Source organism: Psychrosphaera sp. (assembly GCF_982872775.1).
Window position 1 is genome coordinate 1,912 of sequence record NZ_CEYNSH010000057.1, and the last position, 12,629, is coordinate 14,540.

The 12,629-nt window shown below is 42.3% G+C and carries 12 protein-coding genes; 5 read left to right on the forward strand and 7 right to left on the reverse strand.

Features of this window, described 5'->3' with window-relative positions:
* Positions 1 to 1,154 (forward strand): glutamine--fructose-6-phosphate transaminase (isomerizing) (gene glmS, locus AC4E96_RS12810; RefSeq protein ID WP_490256093.1); only part of this gene is annotated, 1,154 nt, incomplete at its 5' end.
* Between the two features lie 42 nt (positions 1,155 to 1,196).
* Here glmS and AC4E96_RS12815 read toward each other — a convergent pair.
* Positions 1,197 to 2,582: an ATP-binding protein gene (locus AC4E96_RS12815; RefSeq protein WP_490256094.1), complete on the reverse strand. Its 1,386-nt coding sequence runs from the start codon at positions 2,580 to 2,582 to the stop codon at positions 1,197 to 1,199.
* Between the two features lie 8 nt (positions 2,583 to 2,590).
* The gene (locus AC4E96_RS12820) at positions 2,591 to 3,283 is read right to left on the reverse strand and encodes a response regulator (RefSeq protein ID WP_488034151.1); all 693 of its coding nucleotides are present in this window, start codon (positions 3,281 to 3,283) and stop codon (positions 2,591 to 2,593) included.
* 193 nt (positions 3,284 to 3,476) lie between these two features.
* On the opposite strand from AC4E96_RS12820, the gene AC4E96_RS12825 reads away from it, so the two are divergent.
* Positions 3,477 to 3,953 carry a Spy/CpxP family protein refolding chaperone gene (locus AC4E96_RS12825; RefSeq protein ID WP_488034150.1) on the forward strand — a complete coding sequence of 159 codons (477 nt, stop codon included), beginning with the start codon at positions 3,477 to 3,479 and terminating at the stop codon, positions 3,951 to 3,953.
* A 166-nt stretch (positions 3,954 to 4,119) separates the two neighbouring features.
* Here AC4E96_RS12825 and AC4E96_RS12830 read toward each other — a convergent pair whose 3' ends face one another.
* Both AC4E96_RS12830 and AC4E96_RS12835 read right to left on the reverse strand, forming a co-directional pair.
* Positions 4,120 to 5,487 (reverse strand): M24 family metallopeptidase, encoded by a 1,368-nt coding sequence (locus tag AC4E96_RS12830; protein ID WP_490256095.1) that lies wholly within the window; start codon positions 5,485 to 5,487, stop codon positions 4,120 to 4,122.
* Between the two features lie 30 nt (positions 5,488 to 5,517).
* The gene (locus AC4E96_RS12835) at positions 5,518 to 6,030 is read right to left on the reverse strand and encodes a phosphoglycerate mutase family protein (protein WP_490256096.1); all 513 of its coding nucleotides are present in this window, start codon (positions 6,028 to 6,030) and stop codon (positions 5,518 to 5,520) included.
* 173 nt (positions 6,031 to 6,203) lie between these two features.
* Here AC4E96_RS12835 and ahr point away from each other — a divergent pair, with 173 nt between their 5' ends.
* Positions 6,204 to 7,205 (forward strand): NADPH-dependent aldehyde reductase Ahr, encoded by a 1,002-nt coding sequence (ahr, locus tag AC4E96_RS12840; protein ID WP_490256097.1) that lies wholly within the window; start codon positions 6,204 to 6,206, stop codon positions 7,203 to 7,205.
* A 75-nt stretch (positions 7,206 to 7,280) separates the two neighbouring features.
* Here the strand turns inward: ahr and AC4E96_RS12845 are convergent, their stop codons facing one another.
* Together AC4E96_RS12845 and AC4E96_RS12850 are read right to left on the reverse strand one after the other, a co-directional pair.
* Positions 7,281 to 9,218: a putative bifunctional diguanylate cyclase/phosphodiesterase gene (locus tag AC4E96_RS12845; protein WP_490256098.1), complete on the reverse strand. Its 1,938-nt coding sequence runs from the start codon at positions 9,216 to 9,218 to the stop codon at positions 7,281 to 7,283.
* Positions 9,219 to 9,314: 96 nt separating this feature from the next.
* A complete protein-coding gene (locus tag AC4E96_RS12850; protein WP_490256099.1) occupies positions 9,315 to 10,115 on the reverse strand; it encodes a M48 family metallopeptidase in 801 nt (266 codons plus the stop codon).
* Positions 10,116 to 10,328: 213 nt separating this feature from the next.
* Here AC4E96_RS12850 and AC4E96_RS12855 point away from each other — a divergent pair, with 213 nt between their 5' ends.
* A complete protein-coding gene (locus tag AC4E96_RS12855; RefSeq protein WP_490256100.1) occupies positions 10,329 to 11,084 on the forward strand; it encodes a DUF4097 family beta strand repeat-containing protein in 756 nt (251 codons plus the stop codon).
* Positions 11,085 to 11,151: 67 nt separating this feature from the next.
* Entirely contained in the window at positions 11,152 to 11,388 is a 237-nt protein-coding gene (locus AC4E96_RS12860) for a PGPGW domain-containing protein (RefSeq protein WP_488034143.1), read from the forward strand.
* A 53-nt stretch (positions 11,389 to 11,441) separates the two neighbouring features.
* Here AC4E96_RS12860 and tuf read toward each other — a convergent pair whose 3' ends face one another.
* Positions 11,442 to 12,626 (reverse strand): elongation factor Tu, encoded by a 1,185-nt coding sequence (gene tuf / locus AC4E96_RS12865; protein ID WP_490256101.1) that lies wholly within the window; start codon positions 12,624 to 12,626, stop codon positions 11,442 to 11,444.
* Positions 12,627 to 12,629 lie beyond the last annotated feature (3 nt).

Genomic DNA, 12,629 nt, shown 5'->3' on the forward strand with positions numbered 1-12,629 from the left:
ACGGTAATGCCGTTGAGCGTGAAGTTAAAGAATCTGACATCACTCACGATGCAGGTGACAAAGGTGAATACCGTCACTACATGCTAAAAGAAATCCACGAACAACCAATTTCAGTTCGTAACACATTAGCGAACCGCATCAATGACGAAACCGTCATCGAAGAATACCTAGGCGAAAACGCAGCAGAAATTCTAAAAGGCATCGACCACGTTCAAATCATCGCTTGTGGTACATCTTACCACTCGGGCATGGTTGCACGTTACTGGTTAGAATCACTAGCAAACGTAAGCTGTAACGTCGAAATCGCGTCTGAGTTCCGTTATCGCAAGTCGTTTGTTCCAGCGAACTCGCTAATCGTAACGATTTCACAATCTGGTGAAACGGCAGATACATTAGCAGCGCTTCGTCTTGCTAAAGAAATCGGCTACAAAGCAAGCCTTTCTATCTGTAACGTACCTGGCTCATCGTTAGTACGTGAGTCTGACCTAGCCGTTATGACTAACGCAGGTGCAGAAATTGGTGTTGCATCAACGAAAGCATTTACGACTCAGCTAGTGGCATTATTAATGTTAACGGCAGCGTTAGGTAAGCAAAAAGGCATGACTGCTGAGCTTCAAAAGCAACTTGTTTCAGCACTATCAAGCCTACCAGCTAAGCTAGAAGAAACCCTTCTTATGTCTGACGGCATTCAAAAGCTAGCGGAAGAATTTGCTGACAAACACCACAGCTTATTCTTAGGTCGTGGCGATCAGTACCCAATCGCGATGGAAGGTGCGCTGAAGCTTAAAGAGATCTCTTACATCCACGCAGAAGCATACGCAGCCGGTGAATTAAAGCACGGCCCTCTCGCTCTAATAGACGCAGAAATGCCAATCATCGTTGTTGCACCAAACAACGAATTGTTAGAAAAGCTTAAATCAAACGTTGAAGAAGTACGTGCCCGTGGCGGTATCTTGTACGTCTTTGCTGATAAAGACGCATCGTTCAAGAGCGATGATACTATGCGTGTTATGGAAGTGCCTCACGTTGACGAATTGATTGCACCAATTGTCTATACAATTCCACTGCAGTTATTGAGCTACTACGTTGCTATCATCAAAGGTACTGACGTTGACCAACCTCGTAACCTAGCGAAATCTGTGACGGTTGAATAACATAGACTTTCTCGTCTAATTTTTTATCAACACTAAAGCGCTCTAATCAGAGCGCTTTTTGTCATTTACTAACAAACACAAACTCACCTCTAATCCACCAGCTTCACCATTTCTTAATGTGAGTTGGCCACTGTGTGCTGCCATGGCTTTTTTGGCAATCGCCAGTCCTAGTCCGGCACCACCTGATGAGCGTGTACGTGACTCACTGTGGCGATAGAAAGGCTCTGCTAACTTTTTCAATAGATGTTCTGGTACACCCGGGCCATCGTCGCTGATGACGATTTTTATTGAGTTATCCTGTTGGTGTACTCGAACATTTATCTTGAGTTTGGCGTGACGAATCGCGTTTCGTAAGACATTATCAATGGCACTGACCACTATCTTTTGATCGACATGGACTATGGCCAAAGGCAATGCTTCAACATGCATCTCCTTACCTACACTCTTTGCTTCAAACTCGGCGTCTTGAAGTGTTGGTGTCATAAGATCAGAAATAGAGATGTCATCCTTCTCAAGGTGTTGTTGGCGATTTTCTAAACGCGACAACATGAGGACCGAACCTATCATTTCATCGAGTGTGGTCGCCTCTTTTTCAATCCTATCTAGATAACCCCGGCGTTTACTTTCATCCGCCTCTTTGGCAAGTCCCGTCGCCAAAGACAAACGAGTTAATGGCGATCGCAGTTCATGTGAAATATCAGCTAACAAGCGTTTTTGACTGCCCATTAAGCTTTCCAGTTGCTCGGCCATTTTATTAAAATCTAATATCAGCTCGCCGAGTTCATCGTTACGACTTTGGTGCTTGTTTACTCGACTATTGAGCCGACCTTTACCAATGTCATTGGCGCTGTCTCTCAATGCCTTAATTGGCGACACTATAGAACGACTAAATAACCATGCAAATAATAATGACATCACAACAGGTACAGCCATTTTTACCCAAACAGGCAGTAGCTTTAGCTTGATGAATAACGGTGGGTCTCTGATTAGCTTAACTTCATATAACAAGTAGTCACCCGTTCTTAACGGGACGACAATCGGACCATATGCATGAAAATGTTCGGTCATCAGTGCATGAGGGTATTGAGTGTCGATATTATTCAAAACCGACAAGTCAATGTGTTCAGGCAGAGGTCTGCTTGCTACTGACAAGTTGGCGGTTGGGCCTTGAAGATATAAGTATCGACGTTTCGATGAAGCGTGTACAAGTCTTTTGAGTTGCCGTTGGCTTGGCTTTCCAACGGTGGTTCTTGATAAAAACAATGATATCTTTTTGAGTTCTTTTACCTTGTATCCCTTAAGTGGTTTGTCGACAACGTCGACAAAACTCAACGAGCTGATCAATAACAAAAGAACAATGGTGGCGACAATCGACAACCAAAAGTAACTAAATACCTTTAGAACTAAATAAGGTTTAAATTTTTTCATTACGTTTACTACCCATTTCCGACAACGACATAGCCCGCACCACGAACCGTTTTGATTCGCTCACTAGGTGTGTACTCGGCAATTTTTTTACGTAAGTTACTGACATGCATGTCGATAGATCGGTCATACTGAGCTAATCGGCGGCCCAACACGTCTTGGCTTATGCTTTCTTTACTGACAATACTGCCCGGCTCTTTAAGAAGTAATTGTAAAATTTCGTACTCAGTACCAGTGAGATTAAGAGCATGGCCCGCAACTAACACTGTCCGGCTGTGGGTGTTCACTACGATTTCTTCAAAGCAGATTTTGCCGTTATCACTTGGCTGGGTTAACAAGTCAACACGACGAACCATGGCCTTTACTCGAGCCAGTAATTCTCTGTGGTTAAAGGGTTTGGGAATATAGTCATCTGCACCAACTTCTAACCCATAAATTCGGTCGAAGTCTTCCCCTTTGGCGGTCAACATAATAACCGGGGTTGACTTGGTTTGACGGAGTTTTTGCAACACTTCAAACCCATCCATGCTCGGCAACATTACATCGAGTAATATCACGTCGTAATCCGCTTCAGTGGCTTGTGATAAGCCCTCTTTACCATCATGGCTAGTGGTGACACTAAATTCATTAGATTCTAAATAATCTCTTAATAACTGAGTCAGCTCGGTATCATCGTCAATAACCAGTACGTGTTTAGCGGTCATAGGAAAGGTCTCTTTACTTCTTTGTCTAAACCAATAGTAAAAAAATCAAGGTAACATTGAATCTATATTTACACTACTTTGCAGTCCGTTGGCGTTTATTTGCATTGTATTGGCTAAAGTGAAAAACGAATCCGCTGAACTTAATTCCAGTAAACGTTCAGCAACTTGTATAGCCAACTTTGGAGTCATCAAAATGAAACCAACTATTATCACCTCTCTAGTAACAGGCCTCCTGTTAGTCGGAGCGCTAAGTACACAACCTGCTATTGCAGGACCTGAGTTTATTTCTTCACCATTGCTTAAAGAGCGTGTCGCTAAGCGTCTTCAACTATCTGAAGATCAGAAAGAACAAATTAAGAATATAATCGAAAACACTCGAAATGCCCGAAGTGCTGAAATCAACGAACTAAAGTCATTACACACTCAATGGCGTAACTTGCAAAAAGAAAGCGATGTTAATGAAGCTGAACTTCTTGCAATTGCAAAACGACAAGGTGAGCTGAAAGCCGCATTAAAAGTTGAAAAACTAAAGGTCCGTAAAGAAATTGCTCTAGTACTTAACGAAGAGCAAAAACAAAAGCTGGCTAAGTTTAAGGAAAAGCGTAAAGAGAAACGAAAAGAAAAACGCAAACATAAAGGAATGCACAAAATGTACGGTGATCAAGGCTAGCCTGTTTTAACTACCGAACCTAAGGTGATTATCCGAGAACAATGTAGCCCCTCATAAACCACCTAGACTCACACTCACAAAGCGACATTTGACTCTGTGAGTGTGATTTCTTATTTATTGGCAGTAACACCTAGGTCCGCAAATTTGCTAGATAGAATTGAGTAACTTATTTTTGAGATGAAATAAGGACCAACTCTTTTTGTGGTGGTGTTAAGAAACGAGCGCCAGATGGTTCAATCACTACCATTTCTTCAACCGAAATCGTTTTAGTTAGAGAAGCATCTGCTTTATACGGCCAACTATAAAAGCCATCAAAAGAAAACGTCATGCCGACATCTAGTGCTTTTTCACTGGCTGAGCGCACACCTAAATTAGGTCCTGTGTCGTGAGCGACATAACCTACGGGATGTCCTGTACTCCAGATTACTGGTAAAGACCCAACACGTTTCATTATTTCTTTTTGGGCTTTGTTTACCGACTCACCTGAAACTCCGGGCTTCATCGCATCAAATGCCGCTTTCCCGCCTTTTAACGCATTTTGCCAAGCATATTTTATGTCAGCTGGCGCTTCTGTTTCGCCAGGCTTTAATACATATGCAAATCGTTGAACATCTGTGACCCATTGATCGAATACTTTTATGCCAAAATCAATTTGAATCACATCACCAGGTTGAATAACACGATTAGTTGGATGTGAATGACCGCGATCAGGCCCTGAGTTTACGGCTGGGTTTTGACTTGGAGACCACGCATCCTGAAGGCCTGCTTCAGCAATCTTATTATCTAAAAAGTCAGCAACATCTTTATCTGTTGTCACCCCAGGAATCACTTGTTGATAAGCCTCATACTCCCAGCGAGACGTAACCGCAGCCGCCTTCGCCATAATCTCAACTTCCACCGGCAGTTTACGTGCTAGCCAGTGATAGATGATATTTTCTGCCGAAACTAACTCAACAGCTTGTTTGGAGTAAGATTTGAGAGCCTTACTAAGCTCGAGGTATTGGGTATGACTAAGGCCATCAGCTTGTGGATTGTCGGTAAAACTGTTAACAGCAATACTCGATGGTTTTAATGACGTACTTAAATACTTAGCCGTATGTTTAATAGCACTATCACCTTTATCCACGTCAATGACTTTGTCGAAGGTTTTTAATTCCTTAAGGGCCGTAGACTCACTAACTGGTGAAAAAATCGTAGAGCTGACACTTTCCCCTTGCTTAGCAAATAAAATTACTGCGGTACCACCAGCGTTTTCACAACCTACGTGTTTGGCTAAAGGATCATTGTCATTTTCACGGCAAACCACCAGCCAAAGGTCTTGTTCGGCCTTTGCCATCGCCTGTGGTAACAACTTTTCTACTCGTTGTTTACGTACCTCTGGCCAAGGAGAAGTTGTTTTAAAGTAGTCTAAGTATTCATTGACTTGACTCGCACTTGGCACCTCATTGGCTAATGAGTGACTACTTATCGCTACCATTGAAAATAAACCGGCTAATGCCAGAATTCGACCTGATTTCCCCGCTTTTTTTAGCATAATCCTTGTCCTCGAAGTTAATTTATTTTGTTATTTACATACAAACGCCTGATGTAAAAGTTGAAAATGTGCAGTAGTTATTAATTCGTCCGTCGGCTTGATTCTGTGGTTACTCAGCGTGACCTGATATAGCCGGTCATATTCCGATTCGTCGATTTGAGGTAGTGTTTTATTTGCTAAAAAACCGGCTACAACATTGGTTGTGTTGCTATGCCCGACAATTAGCGCCGTTTGTTCACGAGATTTTACCGTTTGGCTAAAGACCTCAAGTTGTCTCGGGTCATAGCCTTTTATCTCGAGGTTTTGTGAGTCAGCAATGGCTTTGGCTGTGCCCTGAGTTCGCTTGTAGTCAGTCGAATAAACCGCCTCAAGTTCAACACCCTTTAATATATCTGCTAACTGGCTTGCGCGCTCTTGCCCACATTGCGTCAAAGGTGGGTTTCTTTTATCTGCAGCATCTTTTTGTTTTTCGGCGTGTCTTACTAGATAAATCGTGTATGACGAAGTTGAGAAGGTCGCATAATCGCTTTTTGCGCTGCTCATAAATGGTAATACTGATATACCTAATAAAACTGAGCAAAACCAAGTGGTTCCTTTTTTTAGCATCTTATTTCTCATTAATTTATTGTTATTTATGGTCTTTCTAGCTGTTAAAAACGTAAAACCACTACTATCTTTATTCCATCATATTCCATTGATAAGGGAGAAAAGTCAAAATGGTAAAAGCATATGCAGCCCCAGAGGCGAACGCGCAACTTACTGAAATGGATATCGATATTGGCGAAGTCGGCCCAGAGGACGTACTCATCGATGTTGACTATTGTGGTATCTGCCACTCCGATCTGTCCATGATCAACAATGAGTGGGGAATGTCGCAATACCCTCTTGTCGCAGGACACGAGGTCGTTGGTACCGTCAAAAAAGTTGGTGAAAATGTCTCCAATTTATCCACTGGGCAAGTTGTTGGATTGGGCTGGCACTCTGATTATTGCCAAACATGCTCAAGTTGTGGCACTGGTGATCAAAACCTATGCTCTTCAGCTGAGTCTACGATTATTGGACGACACGGCGGTTTCGCCGAACAAGTCATAGCCAATCAACAAGCGGTGATTCCTCTACCTGAAGGCATGGATAAAAAAGTGGCCGGGCCGCTATTTTGTGGTGGTATTACAGTCTTTAACCCAATGGTTCAATTTGATATTAAGCCGACGGATAAGGTGGCTGTCATCGGTATCGGTGGCTTGGGGCACTTGGCATTGCAGTTCTTAAATGCATGGGGTTGTCAGGTTACCGCCTTTACCTCTAGCGAAAATAAAGTGAAAGAAGCCAAATCGCTTGGCGCACATGACACAATCAACTCCAGAGACGAGAAAGAAATAGAACAAGCGGCTGGCCGTTTCGATTACATTTTATCAACGGTCAATGTAAAGCTTGACTGGAACCTCTACATCTCAACGTTAAAGCCAAAAGGCCGACTTCATTTTGTTGGAGCAACGCTCGAGCCCTTAGATGTTAGCGTGTTTGGTTTGATGGCTCAGCAACGTTCGATTTCGTCGTCGCCCGTTGGAAGTCCTGAAACAATTAGAACCATGCTGGATTTTGCAGTACAGCACGACATTAAACCCCAAGTTGAAATGTTTAAGTTTAGTGACATCAACAACGCTATTGAACATTTAGACGAAGGAAAAGCGCGTTACCGTGTTGTCTTAGAAAGATAAAGGTATAAATAAGATGAAGACCGAGAGGGCTACCCTACTCGGTCTTTTTTTACCAAAATTTTTGCGCCTAGTTTATTACGCAGAAATATGTTTTTCGAGGTTCGAACTCTCTACATTGGACAATTTAACTTCGGTGCAGAATTGTTCGAAAAACTCTTCTTTTGGCAATGGTTTGGAAATGTAATAGCCTTGGACTAAAGGACAGCCATGGTCGCGTAACCAAGATAATTGCTCCTTGTTTTCGACCCCTTCAGCGACTATTTCTAACCCTAAATTGCCCACCAAATCTATAATCGACGAGACCAATACTTGGTGTTTCTTATCTGTCAGTACAGGGTCGATAAATGACTTATCTAATTTCACTGTATTTACTTCAATACGGCTCAAGTAGCTTAATGACGAATAACCGGTTCCAAAGTCATCCAAGGCCAAACTCACGCCTTTTTGATAGAGCTGAGTCAGTGAGTTGGTGACAATATCGTTGTTAGTCAAAAGGACACTTTCTGTTAACTCTAATTCTAGCGAACGCCCTGCAGGTAACGATTTGATTAGCTTGTTGATATAGTGAACTAACCCTTCGTCTTCCAATTGTTTTATAGACAGATTTACCGCTAGACTAAACTCTGCAGGTAATTCGCTCGAACACAAAAACTCAGCAGCTTGGTCCAATACCCAATAACCCAGCTCAACGATGTCCCCTGTAGTCTCGGCAATAGGGATAAACTCGACCGGACTTATCGGCCCAAATTCACTACTGTGCCAACGAAGTAATGCTTCAGCGCTTTTTACGACTTGATGTTCTACACAGTACTTAGGCTGGTAATAGAGTTCAAATTCACCCAAGCGTAGCCCTGGCACAATGGCTTTGCTCAAACTCAAATGGTTAACTAACTTTGAGGAAATATTAGGTGAGTACTCAATTACGTCTCGGCTACCGTTACTGTACGATTGATTCATTGCTGTCATGGCATGAAACGTAATGTTTTCAAGCGTGGCTGACTCGGCAGGATATAAAGCAAAACCAATACAAACCTGAACAGGATCGCTTTTTCCTAGGTAGGTTAAATGTGTATCGAATGCTCGACGAAAAGCGTCAGCTCGGACTCTGCCTTGTGCACCCAAGCCGCCAATCATAAACTCGCCCATACCGATGTGACAAACTTGTTCAGCAGACTGTTTACAATTTAAAAGACGAAGTGCACAGGACTTTAATAACTCATCTGCAACACGTTTGTTTTGACTGGCGTAAATATTTTGTGCGTCTTTCACTTTGAGTGATATGACGTAGGCATTGTCATCAATTTTTAATTCATTGATAAAGGAATTAGTAAAGCCGTTAAAGTTAAATAGCCCAGTAACATTATCTTGGACTTTTTCTTGCTCTAGAGCAGACAGTTTTAGTTTGCTTTGGTCCAACGCATCTTGATTGTCATTGGACCGGATATTGTAAAGGGCCATACGGTTATATTTAACGAATAAATAGCAAACACCAACCATCAGCGTACACAAGGTAAAGAGACCGCTTTGTTGTGGCTCTGCAAAGAGTAACACACCAATCACAGTCCCTGTAAAAACAATAGTGGGATTGAGGACAGCCAGTGGGACACAATTACTAAAAATAGGTAACGGAAGTGCTATAACCACGAACATCATCAGTGCAAAGGTGAGTTCGGACCACCCTGTTAACGTAGGTAAAACAAGCAGTGGCAATAACATCCAGCCAAGAGCAACAGATAAAAAACCTCTAATTACTTTCCAGGTCCAATCGGAGAAGTTCTCTGTTGTTGGCTTGTTTCTTTGGCCCACTAAAGTGAATTGAAGGCGACTATAAACCAGTGTCATTAGTGCCAACCAACCGAGCAAAAAAACGGCACTCAGCTCAGACATAAATAAAAAAGCAAACGCTAAGCTAGCGGCAATGCCCAATAAGGGAATACCTCGAAGATCGTTAAATAAATTTAGTGCTAGTCCATAACGAAAATATTTAGATTCAATTCTTTTTAATACCAGCATCCCTTACTCCATATGTACCAATTTGATACTAAAGCTATTGTGCGATAACGACCAACAACCGACAATCACGTGTGGATGCCAATTTGTTACGAAATGTTACGGTTTTTGACAATCTGGGGTTTGCTTACTCTTTTTATAGAGAGGCAGAGTCTTTGTCAAATTATCAGTAAGCTTGTTTATTCGAGTTTCGTGCGAAGGGTGAGTCGACATAAACTCAGGTGGTGAGCCTCCGCTTGCTTTTGCCATATTCTTCCACAGCTTTACTGCGGCGCGAGGATCGAATCCCGCCTGTGCCATTAGATCTTGGCCAATAATATCTGCCTCACGTTCATGAGCACGCCCATACGGCATTAATACGCCATACTGTACGCCAAGACCTAAGCCCGCCATCACCATACTTTGAGTTTGAGCATCTTGACTAGAGAGGCCGACATTAATGACCTGAAGCCCTGTTTGCGCCAACGAGCTTGAAGACATTCTTTCATTTGAATGATTAGCAATGACGTGACCCACTTCGTGTCCCATGATTGCAGCTAGCTGATGCTGATCTTCAGTTACGTTCAAAATGCCAGTATAGACACCTATTTTTCCACCCGGCAACGCAAAGGCATTGATTTGCTCAGAATCAAACAACACGACCTCCCAATCGCCTTTGTGAGACTCTTTGCTGACAAATGGCGTAATTGAATCTGCGACACACTGAACAAAACGGGTTAACTTTTTGTTTTTACTGATAGGGATTTGCTGCTTCATTTCATCAAAGGATTGGGCGCCCATTGTCGCCATTTTTTGCTCTGAAAAAAGAGTAATTTGGCTTCGGCCAGTTGGCGACTTTGCACACCCTGACAAAACGGACACAGTTAACACCAAACACATCAATGTTGTTTTTTTAAACACAATAAAACCCCTTTTTCTTTAACAAATTCGCCATTTAGTAGTCTATTTGGCCACATCTAAAATACTCATGCAACAACCCAAAATTGCAAACTGTTGTTTTTATTACACTTTTTAAAAGATTAACGATGTGCCCGAATTTTGCTTTAAACCATACCAGTATTGAACAATACATAAGTATATACGTTAGAACATAATGATAAAAAAGGAAAAATTGTGAAAAAGTTATTTTTGGCGGGAATCATGACAACACTTTTATCAGGCTGTGTTATTCATGTCGGTCACGCAAAAGAAGCAAACCTTCGTTTGAGTGAGACTTTGTCTGTCGATTCTGATGGCATTAAAAGGCTCGTAGTAGACAGTGGTGCAGGAGGTTTGTACGTTAAAGGTGACGAATCAAATACAAGTATAAACGTAGAGGCCGATATTAGAACCGATAAAGAGGAAAACGTTGACCTCACACTCGTTCGCCGCGGTGATACTGCCTACTTGAAAGCCTCGTTCCACTCAACAATGAATTGGTGGAAAGGCAACTCACCGTATATCGAATTGAATATCAACGTTCCTGAGTCAATTGAGTTAGAAATAGACGATGGTTCGGGCGATATTGAGATAGATAATATCAAAGCAGGCGTATCTATAGATGATGGCTCTGGTGGTATTCAAATTACCAATGTCAAAGGCGATATAGAAATTGAAGATGGCTCAGGTGAGATAAGTATCAATAATGTAATTGGCAACATTGAGCTTGAAGATGGTTCGGGTGATATTCTTATCAATCAGGTCACAGGACTTGTTGAAGTTGATGACAATTCCGGCGACTTAGTTGTCAAAAATACCGATGACAATGTAGTTATTGAAGATGGCTCTGGCGATATTTTTGTTAAAAATACCAAAGGATTAACGATCTTAAGTTCTGGAAGTGGTGACGTCGACATCAAAGAAATCGATGGCAAAGTGTCCATTGATTAATAGCCAGAGTAGCGAGCAACATTCTCACTTACTATAAATAAAACGTAAATATTAAGAGTATTAGACTATGAACATAATAAAAGCCCTAAGGTTCTTATTTATTCACATTATCGGTGGTGGCTTGGTTCTTTTGGGGATGATTTTTATCATCGTTCCAGGCCCCTCGCTACTCTTACTGATCCCTGGTTTGTTTATATTAAGTTATGAGTACGACATCGCTAGGCATTGGTTGAAGAAATGCCAAAAGATGTTGTCGGTCAGCAGCCGATGGCTGGATAGAAAAGTACGAAGCTTTAAAGCTTAAAACAAAAAAGGCTCCCGAAGGAGCCTTTTCAATAATCAGTTATGAATAACAGATTAGTCTAGGATTGATGCTACAACACCAGCACCTACAGTACGGCCACCTTCACGGATAGCGAAACGTAGACCTTCGTCCATCGCGATTGGAGCGATTAGCTCTACAACCATCTTGATGTTGTCACCAGGCATTACCATTTCTACGCCTTCTGGTAACTCAACTGCACCAGTTACGTCAGTTGTACGGAAGTAGAACTGTGGACGGTAACCTTTGAAGAATGGAGTATGACGACCACCTTCTTCTTTAGATAGTACGTATACTTCTGATTCGAACTTAGTGTGTGGGTTGATTGAACCAGGCTTCGCTAGTACTTGACCACGTTCAACTTCGTCACGCTTAGTACCACGTAACAATGCACCAATGTTCTCACCTGCACGACCTTCGTCTAGAAGCTTACGGAACATCTCAACACCTGTACAAGTTGTCTTTGTAGTTTCTTTGATACCTACGATTTCAACTTCGTCACCAGTATTGATGATACCGCGCTCAACACGACCTGTTACAACTGTACCACGACCTGAGATTGAGAATACGTCTTCGATAGGCATGATGAATGGCTTATCGATGTCACGCTCTGGCTCTGGGATGTATGAATCTAGTGCTTCTGCTAGCTCAACAATCTTGTCTTCCCACTCTTTCTCGCCTTCTAGCGCTTTAAGAGCTGAACCTGCGATTAGAGGTAGGTCGTCACCTGGGAATTCGTATTCTGAAAGTAGTTCACGTACTTCCATTTCTACTAATTCTAGTAACTCTTCGTCGTCTACCATGTCACATTTGTTCATGAATACTACGATGTAAGGTACACCAACCTGACGTGAAAGTAGGATGTGCTCACGAGTCTGTGGCATTGGGCCATCAGTCGCTGCTACTACTAGGATCGCGCCGTCCATCTGTGCAGCACCAGTGATCATGTTTTTAACATAGTCAGCGTGTCCTGGACAGTCTACGTGTGCGTAGTGACGAGTTGGAGTGTCGTATTCAACGTGTGAAGTTGAGATTGTGATACCACGCTCACGCTCTTCTGGAGCATTATCGATTTGTGCGAAGTCACGTGCTTCACCACCGTATACTTTTGCAAGTACGTTAGTGATTGCTGCAGTTAGTGTAGTTTTACCGTGGTCAACGTGACCGATTGTACCAACGTTAACGTGCGGTTTCGTACGTTCAAACTTTTCTCTTGCCATTTT